At 49.4% G+C, this 22916-nt stretch carries 22 protein-coding genes; 16 read left to right on the plus strand and 6 right to left on the minus strand.

Annotation, left to right across the window (positions count from 1 at the left end):
• The first annotated feature begins 152 nt into the window (after nt 1–152).
• From AKG09_RS04025 to AKG09_RS04045, 4 genes are all read left to right on the plus strand, one after another.
• Nucleotides 153–767, plus strand: a complete 615-nt coding sequence (locus AKG09_RS04025) for a hypothetical protein (RefSeq protein ID WP_054618198.1) — start codon at nt 153–155, stop codon at nt 765–767.
• The gene (locus tag AKG09_RS04030; protein WP_054618199.1) at nt 761–2695 is read left to right on the plus strand and encodes a M10 family metallopeptidase C-terminal domain-containing protein; all 1935 of its coding nucleotides are present in this window, start codon (nt 761–763) and stop codon (nt 2693–2695) included. The genes AKG09_RS04025 and AKG09_RS04030 overlap by 7 nt, the downstream gene beginning before the upstream one ends.
• 18 nt (nt 2696–2713) lie before the next feature.
• On the plus strand, nt 2714–3376 hold the full coding sequence (locus AKG09_RS04035) for a hypothetical protein (RefSeq protein ID WP_054618200.1): 663 nt from the start codon (nt 2714–2716) through the stop codon (nt 3374–3376).
• A gap of 899 nt (nt 3377–4275) precedes the next feature.
• The gene (locus AKG09_RS04045; RefSeq protein ID WP_054618202.1) at nt 4276–4458 is read left to right on the plus strand and encodes a hypothetical protein; all 183 of its coding nucleotides are present in this window, start codon (nt 4276–4278) and stop codon (nt 4456–4458) included.
• A 73-nt stretch (nt 4459–4531) separates the two neighbouring features.
• Here the strand turns inward: AKG09_RS04045 and ubiM are convergent, their stop codons facing one another.
• Entirely contained in the window at nt 4532–5716 is a 1185-nt protein-coding gene (ubiM, locus tag AKG09_RS04050) for a 5-demethoxyubiquinol-8 5-hydroxylase UbiM (RefSeq protein ID WP_054618203.1), read from the minus strand.
• Between the two features lie 366 nt (nt 5717–6082).
• On the opposite strand from ubiM, the gene AKG09_RS04055 reads away from it, so the two are divergent.
• The 7 genes from AKG09_RS04055 (at nt 6083) to AKG09_RS04085 (ending at nt 11387) form a co-directional block, all read left to right on the plus strand.
• The gene (locus tag AKG09_RS04055; RefSeq protein ID WP_054618204.1) at nt 6083–6982 is read left to right on the plus strand and encodes an NUDIX domain-containing protein; all 900 of its coding nucleotides are present in this window, start codon (nt 6083–6085) and stop codon (nt 6980–6982) included.
• 427 nt (nt 6983–7409) lie between these two features.
• Nucleotides 7410–7880: a GNAT family N-acetyltransferase gene (locus AKG09_RS04060; RefSeq protein ID WP_054618205.1), complete on the plus strand. Its 471-nt coding sequence runs from the start codon at nt 7410–7412 to the stop codon at nt 7878–7880.
• A 116-nt stretch (nt 7881–7996) separates the two neighbouring features.
• A complete protein-coding gene (hpaR, locus tag AKG09_RS04065) occupies nt 7997–8449 on the plus strand; it encodes a homoprotocatechuate degradation operon regulator HpaR (RefSeq protein WP_054618206.1) in 453 nt (150 codons plus the stop codon).
• 10 nt (nt 8450–8459) lie between these two features.
• Nucleotides 8460–8969 (plus strand): 4-hydroxyphenylacetate 3-monooxygenase, reductase component, encoded by a 510-nt coding sequence (gene hpaC / locus AKG09_RS04070; RefSeq protein WP_054618207.1) that lies wholly within the window; start codon nt 8460–8462, stop codon nt 8967–8969.
• Nucleotides 8970–9087: 118 nt separating this feature from the next.
• Nucleotides 9088–9693, plus strand: coding sequence for a nicotinate-nucleotide adenylyltransferase (gene nadD / locus AKG09_RS04075; RefSeq protein WP_054618208.1), 606 nt, complete (start codon nt 9088–9090; stop codon nt 9691–9693).
• Between the two features lie 69 nt (nt 9694–9762).
• Nucleotides 9763–10449 carry a lysophospholipid acyltransferase family protein gene (locus tag AKG09_RS04080; protein ID WP_369814079.1) on the plus strand — a complete coding sequence of 229 codons (687 nt, stop codon included), beginning with the start codon at nt 9763–9765 and terminating at the stop codon, nt 10447–10449.
• Nucleotides 10446–11387, plus strand: a complete 942-nt coding sequence (locus AKG09_RS04085) for a phosphatidate cytidylyltransferase (RefSeq protein ID WP_231623896.1) — start codon at nt 10446–10448, stop codon at nt 11385–11387. The genes AKG09_RS04080 and AKG09_RS04085 overlap by 4 nt, the downstream gene beginning before the upstream one ends.
• A gap of 63 nt (nt 11388–11450) precedes the next feature.
• On the opposite strand, the gene AKG09_RS04090 is transcribed toward AKG09_RS04085, so the two are convergent.
• Nucleotides 11451–12446 carry a cytochrome d ubiquinol oxidase subunit II gene (locus AKG09_RS04090; protein WP_054618210.1) on the minus strand — a complete coding sequence of 332 codons (996 nt, stop codon included), beginning with the start codon at nt 12444–12446 and terminating at the stop codon, nt 11451–11453.
• A 1-nt stretch (nt 12447) separates the two neighbouring features.
• A complete protein-coding gene (locus AKG09_RS04095; protein WP_054618211.1) occupies nt 12448–13797 on the minus strand; it encodes a cytochrome ubiquinol oxidase subunit I in 1350 nt (449 codons plus the stop codon).
• A gap of 371 nt (nt 13798–14168) precedes the next feature.
• On the opposite strand from AKG09_RS04095, the gene luxS reads away from it, so the two are divergent.
• From luxS to AKG09_RS04110, 3 genes are all read left to right on the plus strand, one after another.
• Complete coding sequence (gene luxS, locus AKG09_RS04100) at nt 14169–14675, plus strand: S-ribosylhomocysteine lyase (RefSeq protein WP_054618212.1); 507 nt, start codon at nt 14169–14171, stop codon at nt 14673–14675.
• Nucleotides 14676–14937: 262 nt separating this feature from the next.
• The gene (locus AKG09_RS04105; RefSeq protein ID WP_054618213.1) at nt 14938–16290 is read left to right on the plus strand and encodes a cytochrome c; all 1353 of its coding nucleotides are present in this window, start codon (nt 14938–14940) and stop codon (nt 16288–16290) included.
• Complete coding sequence (locus AKG09_RS04110; protein ID WP_054618214.1) at nt 16283–17194, plus strand: c-type cytochrome; 912 nt, start codon at nt 16283–16285, stop codon at nt 17192–17194. Before AKG09_RS04105 ends, AKG09_RS04110 begins: the two co-directional genes overlap by 8 nt.
• An 82-nt stretch (nt 17195–17276) precedes the next feature.
• Here AKG09_RS04110 and gloA read toward each other — a convergent pair whose 3' ends face one another.
• On the minus strand, nt 17277–17687 hold the full coding sequence (gene gloA / locus AKG09_RS04115; RefSeq protein ID WP_054618215.1) for a lactoylglutathione lyase: 411 nt from the start codon (nt 17685–17687) through the stop codon (nt 17277–17279).
• Between the two features lie 26 nt (nt 17688–17713).
• The gene (locus tag AKG09_RS04120) at nt 17714–17989 is read right to left on the minus strand and encodes an SH3 domain-containing protein (protein ID WP_054618216.1); all 276 of its coding nucleotides are present in this window, start codon (nt 17987–17989) and stop codon (nt 17714–17716) included.
• 194 nt (nt 17990–18183) lie between these two features.
• On the opposite strand from AKG09_RS04120, the gene apbC reads away from it, so the two are divergent.
• Nucleotides 18184–19266 (plus strand): iron-sulfur cluster carrier protein ApbC, encoded by a 1083-nt coding sequence (apbC, locus tag AKG09_RS04125; RefSeq protein ID WP_054618217.1) that lies wholly within the window; start codon nt 18184–18186, stop codon nt 19264–19266.
• Nucleotides 19267–19318: 52 nt separating this feature from the next.
• On the opposite strand, the gene AKG09_RS04130 is transcribed toward apbC, so the two are convergent.
• The gene (locus AKG09_RS04130; RefSeq protein ID WP_054618218.1) at nt 19319–20362 is read right to left on the minus strand and encodes a metallophosphoesterase; all 1044 of its coding nucleotides are present in this window, start codon (nt 20360–20362) and stop codon (nt 19319–19321) included.
• A gap of 223 nt (nt 20363–20585) precedes the next feature.
• Here AKG09_RS04130 and parC point away from each other — a divergent pair, with 223 nt between their 5' ends.
• Nucleotides 20586–22892: a DNA topoisomerase IV subunit A gene (gene parC, locus AKG09_RS04135; protein ID WP_054618219.1), complete on the plus strand. Its 2307-nt coding sequence runs from the start codon at nt 20586–20588 to the stop codon at nt 22890–22892.
• Nucleotides 22893–22916 lie beyond the last annotated feature (24 nt).

The following is a 22916-nucleotide window of genomic DNA, read 5'->3' on the forward strand; positions in this document are numbered from 1 at the left end:
TGCCTTTTTGTTACTGCTTTCAATTAGGTTGCTATATTTCTATTGACATAAATTAAACATTGTTCTGTAAAAATATAATCAACTTGAATAAAATGCAATTCAATTGAAAATGATGAAATTGTGTAGCTGTTTATTTTTAGAAAGGTATGAGGATGAAGAACAATCATGTAGATGTAGAACGTCAAGTGGTACATGCTTCGGCGGCTGCATCTGGAAATAGCGGGCAAGTAAACACGGGGGCGGTTGTATTTAATAAAGCACAACCACTGCTGCAAGATGGCGATGAAAGCATCAAAATCGCGCTTGATGTAGGCGAAACGCGCTTGATAAAAGGAAATGTTTTACTGAATGTTGCCAACACTGCTAACAACCAAGTAAAGGTTTTGGATTTTACTTACGGAGGTAAAACTTATTCGGCAGGCGAATCAACCGGCAATTTCACCCTTAAGAGCGACGGTACTTATGTGCTCTATCACCAATATCAAGACAAAACACCGGGAGAGCCGGTTAATGTGGGCTACACGGTTGGAAGCGGCGGGCAAACAGACCAATCTACGCTGACAATCAGCTTTGCAGATACTTATCCGGCTTATCCGGATGCCGATGAAACGGTTAATGCCAAAGGCAGTGTAAGCGGCTCTGTGTTGGAGGGAAAGCTTTATCATTTGGGCAATCCGGTGCAGGAAGTGGCAGACTATGTGATTAACGGGATGAAGTTCAGGCAGGCCAGAAAGCAGCGATTTTCGGTCTGGGAACTTTCGTGCTGAATAAAGACGGCAGCTACCATTTTTCTGTGGAAGGGCAGCGCGTTGCATCGGTGAAAATGCCGAAAGTGGAATACACCGTTAATATCCTGACTGAAGAGGGTCTGAAAGCCGACAAATCAACCCTAACCATCAATCTGCCGGCAACCATTGCCGCCAACCATTATGCAGAAGCCAATACCAAAGCCAATGTGTTTGCCAATCTCAATCAAACCCATGCTTTGGAAAGCCGTATTGAAACCGGCAATTTGCTGGATAAATATGTAGGAAACAACAAGCCTTATATTTCGGGCTTTAGCGTGCGCGGTGTTTATTATGCGGCGGGTGAAACCGTAGAAGTGAAGAATTTGGGCTTGGTGACCATCAACCGTGACGGTTCATATTTTATCAACAGCAAAGACCTGCCAAACAACCGTTGGAAAATGCCTGAAATCGCATTTACCGTGAGTAATGGTTATAAAGCGTCATCTTCGGTGCTGCGTTTGCAGATGGATGAGTTGCCCAAAGACCAAGATGAAAACCACAGGCTCGAAGGCGATGGCGGGCGGGGCAATGTGTTGGAAAATGCCAATTATATCGTAACAGACTACAAGGTTGACGGCGTGGCTTACCGCGTGGGTCAAACCGCACAAATTAAAGACATCGGCAGCTTCGTGTTGAATGCAGACGGCAGTTACCATCTGGCGGCAAAAAATGCCCCGATCGGTGTGTGGCAGCTTCCTGAGATTACCTATACCGTAAGCGGAGGTAAACGGACTAAAGCTTCTAAGTTAAGCTTGGTATTGGATAATACTTCTAAAGCGGGAGAGTTGACTGATGAAAATGAATACGATCCTATTTCTCATAATGTGTTGGAAAATGCCAGCAACAAACTGGATGGTAAAGAAGTAGGCAATATCTTTGTAACTGGTTTTGAAGTGAACGGTTTAACTTATCAGGCAGGTGATACAGCACAATTAAACGAAGGTGCATTCACATTAAATGCAGACGGTTCCTATGTGTTTAATAACCACCGCACGCTTTATGATGTGCCTGCTGTGAAATACACTATCAGCAACGGCGTGAAAAGCGTTACTTCTGAGCTTAAGCTTTCTCTTATTGACCTTGCACATTTAGATCCCTATGCGTATATGTATTACGACAATGTGTCTGTATGGTCCGGCGACAACCGTAATGCCACGGTAACTAATGTGAAAGGGTATTTCACCGATTCCGGCCTGCTGGTTGGGGATGCTTATAAAACCGCTCCTGCAACCGACAGTCATGTTGAGGCCGGCGTTGAGACCTTGAATACTTACAATAATTCCAATGTATTGGTTGGTGATCGGCTGAATATTGACAAGCTAACTTGGGAGTCGGGCGGCGTAACCATTAAAGGTAGTGATTTTGATAATTCGATTGACGGTTTGCGTGCCTATCTGAAATCGAATCATGATTACGCTTCCGAAGCATTCAAACAGCAGTTGGATGGGATGTTTTATTTCTTTAGTGGAGAAAAAACGATAGAACAGAAAATCCAAATCATGAAAGATTGGGATCTGTTCAATTATGTCAATAAACATTATGCAGACTTGATCGACACCAACCCGCAAGGCGGCAATGACACGTTAATCGGCAGCCATGAAGACGACATCATCATCGGCAATGCAGGCAATGACACGCTTACCGGTAATCGGGGTAAAGACACTTTTGTGTTCACATTCAACAGCAATAGCGGTCATGATGTGATTACCGATTTCGTGAAAGGCTACGACAAAATCAGTTTCAGCGATGTAGTGGATACGTCCAAATTGATTTGGGAGCCGGAAATTAGAACACTGAAATTTACCGGTGTGCAGGACGGGCATGTGTATGAAAACAGTATTTATATCAAAGACGGATCCATTGATTTGAAACTGGAAGATTTGTTGGGCACAACTGCAACGGTTTAAATAATGAAGGACGCAACTATGAGACAAATCGCCGCAATGCTCAGCACCGTATTATTGTTGGGCGCATGTAGCAGCATGCAGCACGAGCAAGCAATGAACCGCATTGCCCGGCCGCAGATTTTGCCGCCTTTCGGGTTTATGAATGATGCACAAGGGGCGCCACGAGTGGGTGAGGGCCGGGTAGGTTATCGTTTTGTTTTGTTTGAACCGAACACCGGCATACTGGCCGTAAACAAACCCTTTATGCTGGCGCACAAAGCAGGGAATCTGCCCTTTGCCAACGCCGACGAAGGCGTGTATCTGGGCATAACTGACGCCCAAGGCATGACACCATTGTTTTTATTTGACACCCAAGTGCCGGAAGACGGTTTCGTGCTACTTGAACGGATCGGAAAAGGTAACAGTGGCGCGTGGCTGAATTTAACCGATAACGGCAAGCCGCTGATCGGAGTGCGTTATACATTGAATGTATGTGATGAGCAACCCTATCAATACCACGGCGTGACCAATACACGGGGGCAAACAGTATATGTAGCTGCTGATAAAGGTACCAATGTTCATATCTCTCCTTATGCAGAGGACGAGGCTGCTCAGAAAGCGGCACTGGCGCATTATTGCCCGACCAAGAAAGCTATGCCGAAGCAAACGGTAAAAACCAAAAAAGCAAACAGGCAGCGTTAAATTTTTTTAACTTGTTTGAAAAGCAATAGGCCGGATTGAATGCCCGGCCTATTGCTTTTTTTATATATGTGGTTAAGCCATTTACTCGGTAACAAGTCATGCTTAATTGGGTCAAACCAGAATTATGAGGGATGGGGGAATGCCTATCTGAAAAGTGGTTTTTCAGGTAGGCATGGCACTATGCGCGCTTTTAGGAATTTCAATAAAAAATTCATATCTATTAAGATGTTGTCTTTTATTGGGCTTTAAGGGAGCGGTTTCGTAAGTTGCTAAGGTAGCAATAGGATCGGTTTCTGCCGCCCATAAAGTGTGATGCTTTGTATGAAAATTCAATTTTTACAGCTATATTATGCTCAATAAATATGAAAAAGTAGTTATTTTTCATAAATGAATATTTATAAATAAAAATAAATATAACGCAAAAAAACGAGATGATTGTTTGATATGAATCAAGGCTGTTATTTTAGACAGCAAATATGTAGGAAATATCATACATAAAGCATTTTATATTGAGTAATCAATTGTAAAAAAATGTACGATTTTGTTTGAGGTGTTTTTATTGAATTCGCATAATTTCAGTATTGGCAAAGGATTGGCAAGTTAATTTTATGATGTTTGTACGCTTTGTTTTAGTTTTATAAGTTATTGTTTCTTATGGTTGTTGAACTGTTCTGGCGGATTCAAGTCTTAACTGCATGTAAATAAAATAAATAATCACACGGATTATAAAATTTAACAAAAAATTATCTAATGTGTGATATTGCTGATCAGTTTTTATTGGTATAGTTACGACTTCCACATGCGGTAGTTTTATTTCACTTAGCGGTAGTTTTGTTTCTGTCATGCAATTCAAAAACTGTGAAGCAAACAAACCATAATTCTAAAAGAAAGGAAGCAGTATGAATTATCAAAATTTTGATATTGATCAAGAATTTTTTGATGAGGAGCAAATTCTTGATGCGGCCGGTTTCTCTGCTGACGACACGCAGGGAGCAAGCATGTCTTGGGACATCATGGGCGGTAACGGATCGATCAGCCAAAATTATTTCGGTGATTTTTTCCCGATGCAAGCTGCCGGTTAACTAAACATAGCAGTTTGCTGAAAACAATGCCTGTCTGAATATTTCAGACAGGCATTTGCGTTGCGTAAACCGTTTATCCTGTGAGCTGCCGGGTAATCAGCTTTTTCAGCGGCGGCAGGTTATTACTCACGCGCAGCACAATGTCGCGCAAAAGTTTGGCAGGCGGCGTTTCGTTGGTAAACAAGCGTACCATGGCGTTGGTGCCGTGATAGAGCGGGCGGGTGTTGAGCTGGTGCTTGGTGTTATAGCTTTCCAATAGAGAGGCTGCGCCAATATCTTGCCCTTTTTGGGCGGCGTCGTTGATCAGCTTACCCAAAATATCGGCACTTTCCAGGCCAAGATTGAAGCCGTGGGCGGTAACGGGATGCATACCGACGGCGGCGTCGCCGATGAGAGCGGCGCGGGTAGTGCAAAATTTATTGGCATGCACGCCGACCAGCGGATAAGTGTGGGTTGTGCCTGCTACTTCCATTTTGCCGAGTTTGCCGTTGAGCTGCCGTTCGATATCGGCGGCAAAGGCTTCGGGGGAGAGAGAAAGAATGCTGTCTGCGAGGTCGTTGTCGATGGTGATCACGCAATTGGTCAGCTGTGTTTCCAGCGGCAATAGGGCGAGTGTGCGACCGTATTGGAAATATTCCACGGCGGTATGTTCATTGGAATGTTCGTGTTTGAAGCGGCATACAATCACACTTCTGCCAAAATCGTGCATATCGCATGAAATACCGAGCTGGCGGCGGGTTTGCGAAAAGCGGCTGTCGGCAGCAACTAAAAGGCGTGCGGTTAGGGTTTGGCCGTTATCCAGCAGAATGCGCGCTTCTTCTGCTGTAGTTTTAGCTTCTTTAACGCCCACGCCGCAGATTAACTCTATGTTTTCCTGCTCTACCACGGCTTCATAGGCAGCTTTGCGGATGTTGTGGTTGGAAATCAGGTTGCCGAGGCGGTCGGTTTTACCGCCACGTGCTTGCGAGGGTTGTGGAAAATAGAGCTGGTAGGTGGAATCGCCGTTCCAAACTTTGGCGTCTTTTAACCGGTATATTTCGTTTTCGGGGATGCGTTGCCATATGCCGAGCTTTTCCAGAATTTCTTTGGATAAATGGGTTAGCGCGATTTCCCTGCCGTCGTAAGCGGGATTTTGTATGCTTTCAAGCGGGCTTTTTTCGACGATGGTAATGCGCAAACCACTGTCGGCCAGAGTGCGGGCGAAGCTTAAACCGGCAGGGCCGGCGCCGACGATAATGATGTCGCTGGAGGGCGTCATGGCGTGATCCTTGTATTTCATTCAGGTATTGGATTAAAGATAGTTTAAGGATAGCAAAAAGTTGCAGCCGGTGCGAATATTTAAAATAGGCAGAGCGGAATTTAAGTACGGACCGGGTTTCTGCCTTTAACATTTAGACATGCCTGTCTGAAAGTTTTCAGACAGGCATTTTGAATGATTTGTTTTCTGATTGTGAAACATATATTTCATAATAAGGCGCTGGGTTTCAGGCAGTATAGGTAATCCGGCTGAGGTAAGGCGGGGCGGGAAATGTTCAGTTTCATACTGATTTGATGATTTTGATTTTGCTACAATGGCGGAAATCAACGTTAAGTGAAGTTTTAATAAGGAATATTGAAGTATTTTATGAATACGTTTCGTTTTTCCCGCCCATTTACAGGGGTAGAGCAGGATAAGCTGTTGCAGCAGATAAGTGGCAGATTTACTTTTGAGCGTGATGCGTGGCATGTTTTGAAGCTCAACGGCCTGCCTTTAGGTTTTATCAGTCAGCGCTGGCGTGCATTGCTGGAGCGTGACTGGCCGGGTGGAATGGAACGGGAAACCGATGCGCTTAATCTCCTGAGTCAGGATTGGCTGATGATGGGCGATGCTTTGCAAAGCATCACGCAAAGCTGGCATGCTCAGGGTGAGTTTTATGGTTGGCGCAATGAGCAATTCGGTGTGTACGATAGCAAAGGGCAGTTTCTGTTTGCGCTGGAGCGTTCTGCATTCCGACCGTTGGGTTTGCTTAGCCAAGCGGTGCATATCAACGGGCTGGCGGAGCGAAACAGTGAAACCTGCTTCTGGATCGGGCGCAGAAGTCCGCTGAAAGCGGTAGATCCGGATAAGTTTGATAACGTGGTGGGCGGCGGCATTTCTTGTGGCGAGTCGGTTAACGAGGCGATGTTGCGCGAGGGCTGGGAGGAAGCCGGGCTGGAGGAGCATGTGCTGCACAATGCGGTTTTCAGGAACCGTTTGCTGAGTTTGCGCAGTGTGCCGCGCGGGCTGCACCGCGAATGGCTGCATATTTTTGATGTGGTGTTGGAAGAGGGTGTGCAACCTGAAAATCAAGACGGCGAAGTGGCCGAGTTCAGATTGATGGGCATTGATGAACTGATGGAAGCAATGGCTGCCGGCTTGTTCATGAATGATGCCATGGTGGCAACGCTGGATTGCTGCAAACGGCACGGCTTGATTGATGCGGCGCATCCGTTGGGCGGGCTTTTGGCGCGTATGGAAGTGGCGGATATAGTTGGGATGGATTAAGGTATAGCCAAAACTGAATACTCAGTTCAAGGCGAGCCGGAGTTGCATCAATAAAAAATCCTTTTCAGACAGGCATGGTATTTAAGGATTGTGTAAAATTATGCCCGAAGCTTGTCTGAAAAAAACGTATATATTTAAATGGCCGGTTGCGTGTATACGATATCATTGTGCTATCGTGCATTGAATGAATAGCCGCGGGTACACATAACACCGCTGCGGAACACTTTAAATGAAGAAGCTCAAAGCAGCATTACCAGCATGGTCAATCAACTTAACTTTTGCTACGGCGTTGCCGCGCTTTAGCTCAAGCAGAACAATTTTGTAAGCTGCTCAAGCAGCAACAAAATCAGTCACGTACTAGCTGTACTGTCTTTGGCTTGCTGCCTTGTATCAAAAATTAAGTTGATTGACTATATCAGGGGCCAACATGAATTATACAATAAGAGAATTAAAGCAATATGAAACCAAACTGCTGGATACATTTCTGTATGAGGCGATTTTTATTCCTGACGGAGTGCAGGCACCGCCCAAAAGCATTATAAAACATCCCGATTTACAAATATATATTGCAGATTTCGGCAAGAAAAATGATGTCTGTTATGTTGCAGAAGTTGAGGGAAAAGTCGTGGGCGCGATATGGACCCGTATCTTAAATGATTGCGGGCATATTAATGATGAAACACCATCTCTTTCGATTTCACTTCTCAGAGAATATAGAAATCTGGGTATTGGTACAGAACTTATGAAACAAATGCTTTTGACTTTGAAAGCGCAAGAATATAAGCAAGTGTCATTGTCGGTTCAAAAGGCGAACTATGCAGTGCGCATGTATAAAAAAGCAGGTTTTGAAATTGCTCATGAACACGAAGAAGACTATATCATGACTCGTAAACTTTAATTTCTTGCTTAAAATTTCAGTTTGCCAAACGGAATAGCATTGAATAGAGCCTGCAATACAGTCATTTGCAGAACCGTACATCCAAAAACAAATGAGCAAATAAGGAAGCCGGATTTATGAACACTTCTTCAAAACATGCGTCTATCAGTATCAGCCTGGTTCAGGCGCGCGAAGCGCTGATGACCCAATTCCGCCCGATTCTGAATGCGGCGGGCGTAACCGACCAGCAATGGCGCATTATCCGCTTGCTGGCCGAACAAGGCACGTTGGATTTCCAAGACCTGGCCGAGCAGGCTTGCATTCTTCGGCCGAGCCTCACCGGCATTTTGTCGCGTTTGGAAAAAGTGGGGTTGGTGATCCGTTTGAAGCCTTTAAACGACCAGCGCCGTGTGTTTTTAAAGCTGACCGAAGAAGGTGAGCAGCTTTACCATAAAACCCGGGCAAAAGTCGATGAACGCTACGATCTTATCGAAACCATGATTTCGCGCGAGAAATTGCAACAGCTGCAAGCATTGCTTGGAGAGCTCAAAGGTATCGGCCAAAAGAATGCAGACGAACCTGAGAGTTGATGCATTAGCCATGAGCAAAGAAGAACCAATATTGCAGCAGGATTTCAGAAACGCCATGTCGGTGTGTGCCGCCGGAGTGCATGTGATTACCACGGATGGCGCGGCCGGCCGATACGGCATTACCATGACGGCCGTTTCTTCGGTAACCGACATGCCGCCTACCGTGATTCTCTGTATTAACCGGCGGTCGGTTATCCTGCCGGTTTTACTGGAAAACGGCAGGTTGTGTATCAATGTGTTGGCTGCCGATCAGCAGGATGTGGCCGAACATTTTGCCGGCATGACCAAGTTGTCGCCGGAAGAACGTTTCGAATACCATATTTGGCACCGCGGCAGCACCGGCCAGCTTCAGGTTGAGGGCGCGTTGGCGCATCTGCACGGCAAAGTGGTGCAGCATCAAACCGTGGGCACGCACGAAGTGTTTTTTGTCGAGATAGAAGAAATCCGAGTGCATCAGAAAGAATTGGATAATGCACCCGCACTGGTGTATTTCCGCCGCAATTTCGGCGGTTTGAGCTGAGATTACCTTTTGAAAGACCGCATATGCGGTTTTTTTTATTTTGTGAAGGTTAGGGCTCATGTTTTAAAGCCGTTTAACTATATAATGCCTGTCTGAAAACCGATAAAGGATTCTGAACATGAAAAAACTCGGCCTGTTCGGCGGTACTTTCGATCCCATACACAACGGCCATCTCCACATCGCCCGCGCGTTTGCCGACGAGCTGGGTTTGGATACCGTGATTTTTCTGCCGGCAGGCGATCCTTACCACAAAGACACCGGCCGCACGCTTGCAAAACACCGTTTGGCGATGACCGAGCTGGCTGTTGCGGATGACGAACGTTTTGCTGTGAGCGATTGCGACATCGTGCGCGAAGGGGCGACTTACACGTTTGACACCATTCAGATTTTTCGCCAGCAATTTCCACAAACCAAGCTTTACTGGCTGATGGGGATGGACAGCTTATTGCAGCTGCATACATGGAGCCGCTGGCAATCATTGGTAAAAATGGTTGATATTGCCGTGGCAGCGCGCGAAGGCGAGCAGCTCAATCATGCGCCGAAAGCCTTGCACGAATGGCTGGGGCAGGCCTTGCAAGACGGCAGCCTGCATTTGCTTCAGGCGCCTTTGAGCAATATCAGTTCTACCGAAATCCGTGAGAAAGTCCGCGCAGGTGCCGGCCTGGAAGGTTTGGTTGACCGCAGGGTCGAGCGTTATATCGAGCAGCACGGGCTATACCGCTGACGGGTATTACACAAAGGCTGATTGCCATCAATGATGCCTGTCTGAAAACATAATAATAGAAGAAAACTGATGAATTTAATCACACGGCAATTGGCCTGGATAACAGACCAAGCTTTATGTCTTTTCGTTTCCTTTTTAACCGGTGTCCGCCCAAAATCTTCGCGCGAACTTAATTTCAGCCAACAGCAGAAAGTTTATTATGCCAACCACGGCAGCCATGGCGATTTTGTGCTGGTGTGGATTTCCCTGCCGCGCCGCTGGCGCATGAACACGCGCCCCGTTGCCGGGGAGGATTACTGGCTGGGCAGCCGCTTCAAGCGTTTTATGATTCAAAATGTGTTCAACGCCTTGCTGATTCCGCGCAACAGCGACAACCCGCAAGCGGTTACCGAGCAGATGAGCCGGGCGCTGCATAGCGGCGATTCGCTGATTATTTTTCCCGAAGGTACGCGCAACACGGATGACAACACGGTTTTGCTGCCTTTCAAAACCGGCATCTACCATTTGGCCAAAGCCAAGCCCGACACCGAATTCGTGCCTTTATGGATTAACAATATCAGCCGTGTGCTGCCCAAAGGCAAAATCCTGCCCGTACCGCTTTTGTGTGATGTGAACATCGGCAGCCCGCTGCGGCTGGAGAACGGGGAAGACAAACAGGCTTTTCTCGACCGCACACGCAACGCCTTGCTGGCGCTGGCGCCCAAAAATGTGCAGGAGGCGGCGGTGAAATGCCGGGAAAAAGGGGAAAATGTATGATAATGGTTCCGCAAGCCGGCTGGATTTTTGCCGGCGTGTTTATGGTGTTGGTATTTGCCAGCGCAATCGGGCAATGGCTTAAGCGCAAACATGGTGCGGAAAATGCCACCATTACCAACCTCAATGCGCGTATTTATGCCTGGTGGATTATGACGCTGGTGTTGCTTGCGGCATTCTTGTTCGGCAGAGCGGGCACGACCATTTTGTTTTTCCTGATTTCTTTTGCCGCGCTGCGTGAGTTTATGACCTTGGTTTACCGCCGTCGCAGCGATTATTACAGCATGGCTGCCTGTTTTTATGTTTTGCTGCCTGTGCAATATTATTTTGTATTCGATCAATGGTACGGCATGTTTTCCGTTTTTATCCCGATTTACGGGTTTCTTTTGCTGCCGATTATCGCCAGCATGAGCGGCAACACGGAAAACTTTCTTGAGCGCACGGCGAAAACGCAATGGATGGCAATGATCTGTATTTTCTGCCTCTCGCATGTGCCCGCGCTTTTGTTTCTCAATCTCGACGGCTTTGCCAACCAAAACAATATCCTGCTGCTGATTTTTATGATTGGTGTAGTGCAGGTCAGCGACGTGTTGCAATATGTTTGGGGCAAGCTGGTTGGCGGCCCGAAAATCATGCCTGCGCTCTCGCCCTCCAAAACCGTTTCCGGCACTGTAGGCGGCATTGCCTCCGCTACTGCGTTGGCCGCGCTGATGGCGCCGATTACCCCGTTTACCGCCTGGCAGGCCGCCGGAATCGGCTTGATGGTGTGCTTGATGGGCTTTTTCGGCGGCTTGGTGATGTCGGCCATCAAACGCGATCACGGCGTAAAAGATTGGGGCAATATGATTCAGGGGCACGGCGGCATGCTTGACCGCGTAGATTCCATCTGCTTTGCCGCACCGGTGTTTTTCCATATCGTGCGTTATTTCTGGCATGGCTAGATGAATGCGGAAATGCCTGTCTGAAATCATTTTTCAGACAGGCATTTTTAATAATATGGCGGTTTAGCCGTAAGTTAAATTCGTGGCTTTGCCGCGGAACGCCCAATAGGCAAAAATGCTGTATCCGATGATAAACGGCACGGTAATACACACACCGATCAGTGTAATCACCAAAGTCGGCACGCTGGCGGCGGCTTCCCACACAGTAAGCTGACCGATTACGGCGTAAGGGTAAAGGCTGATGCCCAAGCCGATGGCGCACAATACCAAAGCGAGCACGGTAAGTATAAAAGGCTGCCACACGCGGCTGTGCAACACGGCTTCGCTTTGCAGCAGCCGTTTGGCGCGCAACAGGCAGAATGCGCTCAGAATCGGTACGGGCGCGAGCCAGAGCATATTGGGGAAAGTAAACCAGCGCTCGAAAATGCTGTGGCGGATATAAGGCGTGGCCAGCGAAATCAGCAGCAGGCAGCCAACAACCGGCCACCACGCCTGATTTGCCCAGCGGCGCGCTTTTTCTTGTAGCGCGCCTTCGGTTTTCGGCACCAGCCAGCAGGCGGCGAGCAACACGTAAACAGCGGGCACGGTTGCCATAATGGCGAGCGAAAACAGATAATCCCCGATTTCCGTGCCGAACGCGGTTACATAGCGCCCCAGCATCCAGCCCTGCGTGAGCGCCATGCCGGCCGAACCGAGCATAAAGGCAATGTTCCACAGCTCTTTGTGGTTGTCATCGGCTTTTACACGGAAGTCGAATGCGGCGCCGCGCACAATCAGTGCAAACAGCATAAACGTGGCCGGCAGGTAAAGATTGCCCAAAACGATGGTGTTGGCTTTGGGAAAGGCAATAAACAACACGCCGGCGCCGAGAACCAGCCAAGTTTCGTTGGCATCCCAAAACGGGCCGATGGAGCCGACCATTACGTTTTGCTCGTCGGCTTTGGCACGCGGTAGCAGCATGCCCACGCCCAAGTCGAAGCCGTCCAAGACTACATACACGGTCATCACAAAACCGAGTAAGCCCAGAAAAATCAAAGGCAGCCAATAATTCCAGTCCATATCATTGCTCCGCTTGTTTCAATTGTTTCACGCCCGGCGGTTCATGCTCGGGATGCTCCGCCATATATTTGAGCACCATCAGGTAGGAAAGCAGCATAGCGGCATAAAGCACCAGATACATCACCAGCGTCAATCCTACGTTGCCTGAAGGCACGATTCGGGTAACCGCATCGGAGGTGCGCAGCACGCCTTGCACCAAAAACGGCTGGCGGCCGATTTCGGTAACGTACCAACCGGCCAGCGTGGCCACCCAGCCGGAAAACGTCATGCCTGCAAAGGTGTAAAGCAGCCAGCGCGGCAGGTTGTGCGGCTGCCAGCGGTTTTTACGCAGCTTGAACCAGCCGTACCAGCTTACCAGCAGCATCAACACGCCCACGCCCACCATAATGCGGAAGCCGAAAAACACAGGTGCAACGGGCGGTTTGTCGGCAAACTCGTTCAAGCCTTTGATTTCGCCTTCCAGCTCGTGCGTGAGAATCAGCGAGCCGAGATACGGCACTTTTAACGCATAATCCGTGCGCTGTTCCGCTTCGTTCGGCCAGCCGATTAAGGTGAGCGGCACGGGTTTTTCAGTGTGCCACACTCCCTCGATGGCGGCCAGTTTGGCGGGCTGGTATTCTTTCGTATTCAAACCGTGCGCATCGCCGGCCAATATTTGCAACACAATCGCCACCGCAGCAACCGCCAAGCCGGTTTTCATCACTTTGGGCGTGGCTGTGTTGGCTGATTTTTTCAATATTTGCCAAGCAGACAGGCCGACCAGCAGGAAAGAGGCGGTTAATACGGATGCAAGGATTTTGTGTGAAAAGCGGTAAGGCAGGGAAGGGCTGAAAATCACGTCCAGCCAGCTTTTTACATGAACCACGCCTTCAGCGTCCACCCAATGGCCTTGCGGTGTCTGCATCCAAGAGTTCAAAGCCAGAATCCAAAAAGCCGATAATAAGGTGCCTACGGCCACCACAATCGAGGCCGTCATATGCACGCGCTGGCTCACGCGCTCACGCCCGAACAGCATAATGCCGAGAAAACCGGCTTCCAGAAAAAATGCCGTCAGCACTTCATAACCGAGCAGCGGCCCCGCCACGTTGCCTGCGCGCTCCATAAAGCCCGGCCAGTTGGTGCCGAACTGGAAACTCATGGTCACGCCGGAAACCACGCCCATTGCGAAAGTAACGGCAAACACTTTGGTCCAGAAGCGGTAAGCTTGCAGCCAGGCCTCATCACCTGTTTTGCCGACTTTATAGCGGAAATAAACCACAAACCACGATAAGGCAATGCTGATAACGGGAAAAAGAATGTGAAAGCTGATATTCACCGCAAATTGAATGCGGCTGAGCAGGGAAACGTCCATAACCGGATTCTCCTGTTTTGATTCCTTAAATTAAAGAATGGGGATTGAAAGCTTGATTCAGATTAAGCTGCTAATTTTTCAGACAGGCATTATATCAAATAAATTTAATATGGTAATGAAAAATTGAGTTATAGCTATTATTGAATTATTTTATAGGCTTTGTGGAATTGTTATTGTTTTAATGATTTCATTTTAAAACTGCGTAACATTAATTCGCAGATGATGTTGATTGCTTAGCAGTATACGCCATCCGGTGCTAATAAAGTGTTAAAGAAAGCAAGTAATTTTTTCAGACAGGCATCCGCATCTGCGGCCGGCGGCTAAAAAATGCTATCATCTACATCCGGATAAACATCAAAAAGGAACCCGCAATGCCCTTGTTGGACAGCTTCAAAGTCGACCATACCCGCATGCACGCGCCTGCCGTGCGGATTGCCAAAACCATGCGCACCCCAAAAGGCGACGACATTACCGTTTACGACTTGCGCTTTTGCGTGCCGAATCAGGAAATCCTGTCTGAAAAAGGTATTCACACGCTGGAGCACTTGTTTGCCGGCTTTATGCGCGACCATTTAAACGGCGCAGACGTTGAAATCATTGATATTTCACCGATGGGCTGCCGCACCGGTTTTTATATGAGCCTGATCGGCACGCCCGATGAGCAAAAAGTGGCCGACGCATGGCTTGCTTCCATGCAGGATGTGTTGAAAGTGCAAGATCAAAGCAAAATCCCCGAGCTAAACGAATACCAGTGCGGCACTTACCAAATGCACTCGCTGCTCGAAGCGCAAGATATCGCGCGTGATGTGCTGGCGCGTAAAATCGAAGTGAACAAAAACGAAGACCTCACTTTGGACGAAAGCCTGCTGAAAGAGTAATAATTCTTAATTAATCAAACAAATGCCTGTCTGAAACATTTTCAGACAGGCATTTGTTTATATCGAAACAAAAAACTGAGGTTTTGATTGAGATAAGTCAAACGATATGGATTTACCGACAGATTGCGATAGCATCGGGCATGGATAAGTTATATATTGAATGTATGATATAAATATCTATTGAGGCGAATTTGTCTTAAAGCAGCCTGAAAACAAAAGTAATAACAACATCAAAAAACAAGAGAAATAGTGAAGGAACACCATGAACACGTTCAGCAAAACCGTTTTGCTTGCGGTTGTATTGCTGGGTGGAGCCTATGGCGGCAGTAAATGGCTTACCCGGCAGCACGGCGAAGCGGGTCAAACTGCCGTCGAATTCAATGAAGAAACCATCCGGCGCGGCGAATATGTGGCGAGGCTTTCCGATTGCTTCGCATGCCACACTGCGCCTTCCGGCCAGCCTTATGCGGGCGGCTTGGCGATGCAGACGCCTTTGGGTGCAATTTACAGCACCAACATCACGCCCGATAAAGAAACCGGTATCGGTTCATATAATTACGCTCAGTTTAAAGCCGCAGTGCAACACGGCATCCGTGCCGACGGTACGCCGCTTTATCCCGCCATGCCTTATGTGTCTTACGCGATTATGCCTGATGACGAAATACAGGCGCTTTATGCTTATTTCATGAAAGGCGTCCAGCCCGTTAAACAGGAAAATGCCGCCAGCACCATCCCGCCCGTTCTGAACTGGCGCTGGCCGCTGGCTTACTGGCAGGCATGGTTTGCACCCCAGCGTGATTTTGTGGCAGACAAACGCTACAACGCACAAATCAACCGCGGCAAATATCTGGTGGAAGGCCCCGGCCACTGCGGCGCCTGCCACACACCGCGCGGCGTGGCTTATCAGGAAAAAGCCTTAAGCGAAGACGGGCAACATTTCCTCAGCGGAGCCGTGATTGACGGCTGGCGCGCCAAAAGCCTGCGTGGCGATGCACGCGGTTTGGCATCTTGGAAAGCCGAAGAGTTGGCTGACTTTTTCGCCAGCGGCCGCACCGAACGCAGCGCCGCATTCGGCGCGATGGCCGAAGTGGTGGAACACAGCACGCGCTACTGGCTGCCGGAGGATATTCAAGCCATGGCAGCCTATCTGAAAACCTTGTCGCCTGCCCCGCATCAGGAAGCCAAGCTTCCCGCGAAGCTGGATACCACCACCGCCATGCTGCGCAGCGGCAAATACAGCAGCCGCGGTGCGCTGCTCTATGCCGAACACTGCATGGCCTGCCACCGTGCAGACGGCAACGGTGTGGCACGCATTTTCCCTGCATTAAACCAAAACAGTGCGGTTTATTCCAAGCATCCCCAATCGGTGATTCAAGTTACGCTGGAAGGCGGGCGCACACCCGGCAGCCAGCATGACGCGATGACATTCAGCATGCCTGCCTTCAAGCATTTGAGTGATGAAGACATTACCGATTTGGTGAATTTTGTACGCAACAGCTGGAGCAATCAGGCACCTGAAGTGAGCCGGAAAGAAGTGACTGAAATCCGTGATTTCGTCAACGGCAAAGCACCGAATTTTGTTCCACAAGCCGCAGCAGGAGCGCATCATGAATAAATACGCCATACTGACCGCCGTGTTTTTCGGGCTGGGCTTAACCGCATGCAGCGAACCGGCAAGCCGGCAAGCAGAAGCAACGCGGCAACCCGGCCGCTATCCCATTGTTACCGGAGAGGGCGAGCATAAAAAAGTGGTCGGCGAATACATTGTGCCGCCTGACAGCGATATCGACAAACAGCCCAACGCCGAGCAAATCCGCCTCGGCCAGAGGCTGATGAACGACACCAAACGCCTGTTGCCCGAACATGTTGGCAGTCACATGAATTGCAGCAGCTGCCACATCGCGCAGGGTAAAGTGCCCGGCGGCAATCCTTATATCAATACTTACAACCGCTATCCGCGCGTAATGCCGCGGCCCGGCAAGGAAATCGATTTGGCCGGCCGCATCAACGGCTGCTTCCAGCGCTCTATGAACGGCAAGCCGTTGGCGAAAGACAGCGAAGCCATGCAGGCCATGCTCGCCTACATCAAATGGGTGGGACAAGATGTGCCTAAAGGGCAGCGTGTCGATATCGTGAACGCCGTGCCCATCGACACCAAACTGGTGCCCAACCCGGAGCGCGGCAAACAACTCTACGCCCAACACTGCGCCACCTGCCACGGCAGCAACGGCGAAGGCAAACGCGACGGCACCGGCAGCTATGCCTTCCCACCTTTGTGGGGCGACGAATCGTTTAACATAGGTGCAGGCATGGCACGCACTTACAAAGCCGCCGCCTTTATCAAAGCCGCTATGCCGATGGGCGCACAAATGCACGGCATGTGGGGCGAAGGCGGCGTGTTGAGCGACCAAGACGCGGTGGACATTGCCGAATATTTCACCCACCAACCCCGCCCGGATTTTGCCGGCAAGGTGAATGACTGGCCTAAGGGCGATAAGCCGAAAGATGCACGTTATTGAGTGCGGAAATGTTTGATAAATAAAAGAATGCCTGTCTGAAAGTTTTCAGACAGGCATCTTTCAATTGGTCATCCGGCCAAGTTTATCCGTATTTCACCGTATCTGAGCCGCTGCCTTTTTGGATAAACTCGATTTTGTAGCCGTCCGGGTCTTCCACAAAAGCAATCACGGTGGAACCGTGTTTCATCGGGCCGGCTTCGCGCACGACGTTGCCGCCTTTGGCACGCACGGCGTCGCAGGCAGCGTAGGCGTCGGGCACTTCGATGGCAATGTGGCCGTAGCCCGTGCCTAAATCATAGGCATCCGTGTCCCAGTTGTGGGTCAGCTCGATAACGGTATGGTCTTTTTCGTCGCCGTAGCCGACAAATGCCAGCGTGAATTTGCCTTCGGGGTAATCTTTCTTGCGCAGAAGCTTCATGCCCAAAACGTCTTGGTAAAAAGCGAGTGATTTTTCGAGGTTGCCCACGCGCAGCATGGTGTGCAGCATTCGCATAGTGTGTTCCTTGTTAGCAGAAAATGTTATTTGTTGCAGCGGAGAAACGAGCGGTAAACCCAGCCGCTGTTTGCATTGTTTAATGCGGGTTTGTCCCAGGAAATATACACCCAGCCGCCCACGCTGGAAAGGTCGGATTGCACGCGCGTGCCGTTTTTTAATTGGCCGATGAGCTGGCCGTCGGGATCGGAGCGCACGTTTACCGGCATACCGGATGTGTCGTTAATTTGGCAAGACGCTGCGTGGGCGGATGAAAATGCAAGCATGGCCATGCCCGCAATGATGTGAAAAGCGGATTTCATGATGATTCTCTCGTTCAAATTAAACTACTGAGTTTATTATTGTGATTATGGGTTTTGAGTAAGCCCGGAAGTTTTTATACTTTGATGGCTGATGCCTGTCTGAAAAGAAGCGGAAGAATCGCTTCGTTACCCGTAGGTGCAAGGTGTACAATCTTACCATAAATAATTGATACGCATAAAAAGAGGTTAAGAAAATGGCAGATAATCAAGCATTGCGCGCCGTTCTGGAAGCGGTTGCCGTTCCTGGCAGCGGCTTAACTTTGGGCGGCTGCAAAGCGCTGGAAAAAATGGAAGAAAAGGCCGACGGTTTGGATGTGCTGTTGAAATTCGATTTTCCGGCGGCGCATGTGGAGCAGGCGCTGAAGGAAGCTATGGGGCAGGCATTGTCGTGCGCGGGCTTCACACAAGATGTGCATGTGTGGATAAATGTGGATATTGCCACCCACAAAGTGCAGCCGGGTGTGGCAACCATCAAAGGTGTGAAAAACATCATTGCGATTGCTTCGGGCAAGGGCGGCGTGGGCAAATCTACCACCACGGCCAACTTGGCCATCGCCATGGCAAACATGGGTGCGCGCGTGGGCGTGCTGGATGCCGATTTATACGGTCCGAGCCAGCCCACCATGCTGGGTGTGGCCGACGGCAAACCGGATCAAGCCAATAAAAAGCTGATACCCGTGGTGGCCGACGGCGGCGTGCAGGTTATGTCGATAGGTTTTCTGGTGGATACGGATCAGGCGGTGGTGTGGCGAGGGCCCATGCTTTCACAGGCTTTGCAGCAACTTTTGTTTCAAAGCGAATGGGATGATGTGGACTATCTCTTTATCGACCTGCCTCCGGGCACGGGCGATATACAGCTCACTTTGTCGCAGAAAATTCCGGTAACCGGTTCGGTGGTGGTGACCACGCCGCAGGATATTGCGCTGATTGATGCGCGAAAAGCAGTGGATATGTTCCAAAAAGTGAATATCCCGATTTTCGGCGTGTTGGAGAATATGTCGGTGCATGTGTGCAGCAATTGCGGCCACAGCGAGGCGGTGTTCGGCAGCGACGGCGGCAAAATGCTGGCGGAAAAACTCGGTGTGCCGCTGCTCGGCCAGCTGCCACTGGCATTGCCGGTGCGCGAGGCGATGGACGAAGGCCGCGCCAAAGCTTTGCAGGAAAACCATGCCCAAATTGCCAAAATCTATACCGACGCTGCTTGGCAGATTGCTTTGGCCATCGCCGGAAAAGGCCGGGATTTCAGTAGCCGCTTCCCGAAAATTGTTGTGGAATAAGGTTGGAAAATGATTGAATGCCTGTCTGAAAAAGTGTTCAGACAGGCATTCTTTATAAGGAAATCATTTGGGCAACTTCACCATCATCAAACATCAATATGTTTTCCGGCCAGCGCAAAGCGGCAAGCCTAAAGCCGGATTGGTCGGGCGGAACGGGCGGTTCGGCCTGCCGGTCGCGCCAGCGGGCGCCTACGGAATAATCAATGCAGAACACATTGCGCTTGGCGCCGAACCATGCATTGGGCGGCTCGGGCAGTAGGCCGGAACGTTTCGGTTGCCAGCTACGCCAGTAATGTCCGATCACAACGGGAATGTCATCGGTATATTCATCCCACCAGGCGAAGCGTGTGGTAAAGCGCCAGCGCGCACCTGAGAAAAACGGCTTGTCCACAAATACTTCAACGCCACTGGTCAGCGCCCGAACCGGATGCAGGCGGCTGCGGCGGTATTCAAATTCGGCCAGCGCCTGCTGCATCGGCGGCATATTGTGCGGGTTGTCAAGTAAGGCGGAGTCGGCTTGTTGCCGTTCATAATCCGTATACCATTCTGCTTGCTTCAAAGAATGTTTTAAATCGGCGTCCCATTGGCGGTATGCGGTGATTAAATCTTGATTGGCCATGCCTGTCTGAATTTGCCGGATAGATTCCGGCAGCCAAGCGGCGTGAATAATGCGGATATCGTCTCGATGCAAAACCAGCGGCATTTGCGCCAGCCAGCCGGTAAGCGCCGGTTTTTCGTGGTCGGACATTTTCTGCCACGGTGCATAAAGGTGGCTTTCTTTGAGGTCGCGCTCGGGAAAAAACCAGCCTGATCCGTCTTTTGGATCTTCCATCAGCAGGTTTAATTCGTGGTTGCCCAATACCATCAAAGCATTACCTGCTTCATAGGCCTGTCTGAACCAATATAAAACGGCCGGGCTGTCGGGGCCGCGGTCACATAAATCGCCCACAAACACGAGCTTGCGCCCTGCGGGATGGTTGCCGTAAGAGTCATAACCTAAGCGTGTAATCAGCGTTTGCAACGCATCAAATTCGCCGTGAACATCACCGATAATGTCTAAAGAGCCTTCCGGCAACGTTTGAATGGGTTGGTACATGGCAGGCTTTCGGAAAATTTAGCTTTTGTAGCCAAAAGTTAAAGTAATATTTTTTAACTTAAATCATTTGTTAGGATATTATAACAATTTAAAATATGCGCGGAACCAACAAACCAATTTGAAAAAATAAACTTAGGGTTGTTAAGTTCAGCAAAGAAAGGCGATTTGCATTACAATAGACACCAATTTTGCCTTTAAAAACGTGATTAAGCTTAATTAAAACATGAATGACCAGCCAAACGCCACAACCTTAGCCGACGACGACTCTTTATTGTTGGGTCAGTATGCCGAACGCGCATATCTTGAGTATGCAATGAGCGTGGTAAAAGGCAGGGCGTTGCCGGACGTGGGCGACGGGCAGAAGCCCGTGCAGCGGCGCATTCTTTATGCAATGAAAGATATGGGTTTGGTGCATGGTGCCAAGCCGGTTAAGTCTGCACGAGTGGTGGGGGAAATTCTCGGTAAATACCATCCCCACGGCGACAGCTCAGCCTATGACGCAATGGTGCGTATGGCGCAGGACTTTACCTTGCGCTACCCTTTGATTGACGGCATCGGCAATTTCGGTTCGCGCGACGGAGACGGAGCGGCAGCCATGCGCTATACGGAAGCGCGGCTGACACCGATAGCCGAATTGCTGCTTTCCGAAATCAATATGGGCACGGTCGATTTCGTACCGAATTATGATGGTGCTTTTGAAGAGCCGGTTATCCTGCCTTCGCGCCTGCCGTTTGTATTGCTCAACGGCGCATCCGGTATTGCGGTGGGTATGGCAACCGAGATACCGCCGCATAATTTGTGTGAAGTGACCGAAGCGGCCATTGCGCTTTTGAAAAAGCCCGCTATGGATACGGCGGAGCTGATGGCATACATCAAAGGCCCCGATTTCGCCGGCGGCGGGCAGATTATTACGCCGCAAAGCGATTTGCTGCACATTTATGAAACCGGTAAAGGCAGCGTGCGCGTGCGTGCGCGTTATGAAATAGAAAAACTGGCGCGCGGCCAATGGCGTGCCATCGTTACCCAGCTGCCGCCGGGAACGAGTGCGCAGAAAATCTTGGCCGAAATCGAAGAACAAACCAATCCCAAGCCCAAAACCGGTAAGAAGCAGCTTAATCAGGAGCAGCTCAATACGAAAAAGCTAATGCTGGATTTGCTGGAAAAAGTGCGTGACGAAAGCGACGGCGAAAATCCCGTGCGGCTGGTGTTCGAGCCTAAGTCAGGCAAAATCAATCCTGAAAGTTTTATGAACACGCTGATGGCGCGTACCGGCTTAGAAAGCAACGCGCCGATGAATCTGGTAATGATGGGCATGGATAACCGCCCCGCCCAAAAAAATCTGAAAACCATTCTTCAAGAGTGGCTTGATTTCCGCGTGAAAACAGTTACGCGCCGTTTGCAGCACCGTTTGGGTCAGGTGGAAAAACGCATCCACATTCTTGAAGGGCGCATGATTGCGTTTCTGCATATTGATGAGGTCATTCGCGTTATCCGCGAATCAGACGAACCGAAAACAGATTTGATGGCTGTTTTCGGCCTGTCTGAAATTCAGGCGGAAGATATCCTGGAAATCCGTCTGCGCCAATTGGCTCGGCTGGAAGGGTTTAAGCTTGAAAAAGAGCTGGCCGAATTGAAAGAAGAGCAAGATAAACTGAATCATTTGCTGGGTGATGAATCAGCGAAGCGCAAACACATCATTCAGGAAATGCGTGCCGATATGAAGCAATTCGGTGATGAACGCAGAACGCTGATAGAGGAAGCCGAACGTGCATCTTCAACACAAACTACTGCCGATGAACCGATTACGCTGATTTTGTCGGAAAAAGGTTGGATCAGAAGCCGCGCAGGCCATAATCTCGATTTAAGCCAGACCGTGTTCAAAGAAGGCGACGGCTTAAAGCAAGTGCTGGAAAGCAGAACAGTTTGGCCGGTAGTGGTGCTTGATTCGCAAGGCCGATCCTATACGTTGGATGCGGCAGAGATTCCCGGCGGACGGGGGGACGGTATTCCGGTCAGCTCATTGATTGAATTGCAAAACGGAGCCAAAGTCGTAGCTATGCTCACAGGCCTGCCTGAACAGCATTACTTGTTAAGCAACAGCGGCGGATACGGTTTCATTACCAAGTTGGCGGATATGGTCAGCCGGATTAAAGCCGGTAAAGTGGTCATGACGTTGGAGCCAGGTGAAACTACCCTGCAACCTATCCCTATTTTTGCAGTATCGTTGATTAATCCGGATTGCAAAGTAGTGCTTGTATCCGAAGATAACCGTTTGCTGGCATTCGAATTAGGCGAATTGAAAGTTATGGCCAAAGGCAGAGGGCTGCAATTGATAAGCCTGTCTGAAAATATGAAGCTCAACTTGATTGCCGTTGTCAATCAGCCTGAATTTACCGTTCAGATTAAAGGCAGAAGGGGCGGCGATAAAAACGAGCGTTTGCGTACTTTGGATATTCAAAACAAGCGCGGACGTAAAGGCAAAGTTTTAGATGTGTCGGGCAGCATAACCGGCATCACGGAAAAATGTTAACAGATGTGGAAAAACAACGCGGTT

This window comes from Neisseria sp. 83E34 (assembly GCF_001308015.1).
Taxonomy (GTDB): Bacteria; Pseudomonadota; Gammaproteobacteria; order Burkholderiales; family Neisseriaceae; genus Neisseria.

Excerpts from the sequence above, each read along its gene's own strand:
- hpaR (WP_054618206.1), top strand. The coding sequence starts at position 7,997 with ATGAACACTTCTTCAAAACATGCGTCTATCAGTATCAGCCTGGTTCAG.
- AKG09_RS04060 (WP_054618205.1), top strand. The coding sequence starts at position 7,410 with ATGAATTATACAATAAGAGAATTAAAGCAATATGAAACCAAACTGCTG.
- ubiM (WP_054618203.1), bottom strand. The coding sequence starts at position 5,716 with ATGACGCCCTCCAGCGACATCATTATCGTCGGCGCCGGCCCTGCCGGT.
- AKG09_RS04105 (WP_054618213.1), top strand. The coding sequence starts at position 14,938 with ATGAACACGTTCAGCAAAACCGTTTTGCTTGCGGTTGTATTGCTGGGT.
- AKG09_RS04025 (WP_054618198.1), top strand. The coding sequence starts at position 153 with ATGAAGAACAATCATGTAGATGTAGAACGTCAAGTGGTACATGCTTCG.
- parC (WP_054618219.1), top strand. The coding sequence starts at position 20,586 with ATGAATGACCAGCCAAACGCCACAACCTTAGCCGACGACGACTCTTTA.
- gloA (WP_054618215.1), bottom strand. The coding sequence starts at position 17,687 with ATGCGAATGCTGCACACCATGCTGCGCGTGGGCAACCTCGAAAAATCA.
- luxS (WP_054618212.1), top strand. The coding sequence starts at position 14,169 with ATGCCCTTGTTGGACAGCTTCAAAGTCGACCATACCCGCATGCACGCG.
- AKG09_RS04110 (WP_054618214.1), top strand. The coding sequence starts at position 16,283 with ATGAATAAATACGCCATACTGACCGCCGTGTTTTTCGGGCTGGGCTTA.
- AKG09_RS04080 (WP_369814079.1), top strand. The coding sequence starts at position 9,763 with ATGAATTTAATCACACGGCAATTGGCCTGGATAACAGACCAAGCTTTA.
- nadD (WP_054618208.1), top strand. The coding sequence starts at position 9,088 with ATGAAAAAACTCGGCCTGTTCGGCGGTACTTTCGATCCCATACACAAC.
- AKG09_RS04090 (WP_054618210.1), bottom strand. The coding sequence starts at position 12,446 with ATGGACTGGAATTATTGGCTGCCTTTGATTTTTCTGGGCTTACTCGGT.
- apbC (WP_054618217.1), top strand. The coding sequence starts at position 18,184 with ATGGCAGATAATCAAGCATTGCGCGCCGTTCTGGAAGCGGTTGCCGTT.
- AKG09_RS04035 (WP_054618200.1), top strand. The coding sequence starts at position 2,714 with ATGAGACAAATCGCCGCAATGCTCAGCACCGTATTATTGTTGGGCGCA.
- AKG09_RS04055 (WP_054618204.1), top strand. The coding sequence starts at position 6,083 with ATGAATACGTTTCGTTTTTCCCGCCCATTTACAGGGGTAGAGCAGGAT.
- hpaC (WP_054618207.1), top strand. The coding sequence starts at position 8,460 with ATGAGCAAAGAAGAACCAATATTGCAGCAGGATTTCAGAAACGCCATG.
- AKG09_RS04085 (WP_231623896.1), top strand. The coding sequence starts at position 10,446 with ATGATAATGGTTCCGCAAGCCGGCTGGATTTTTGCCGGCGTGTTTATG.
- AKG09_RS04120 (WP_054618216.1), bottom strand. The coding sequence starts at position 17,989 with ATGAAATCCGCTTTTCACATCATTGCGGGCATGGCCATGCTTGCATTT.
- AKG09_RS04045 (WP_054618202.1), top strand. The coding sequence starts at position 4,276 with ATGAATTATCAAAATTTTGATATTGATCAAGAATTTTTTGATGAGGAG.
- AKG09_RS04130 (WP_054618218.1), bottom strand. The coding sequence starts at position 20,362 with ATGTACCAACCCATTCAAACGTTGCCGGAAGGCTCTTTAGACATTATC.
- AKG09_RS04095 (WP_054618211.1), bottom strand. The coding sequence starts at position 13,797 with ATGGACGTTTCCCTGCTCAGCCGCATTCAATTTGCGGTGAATATCAGC.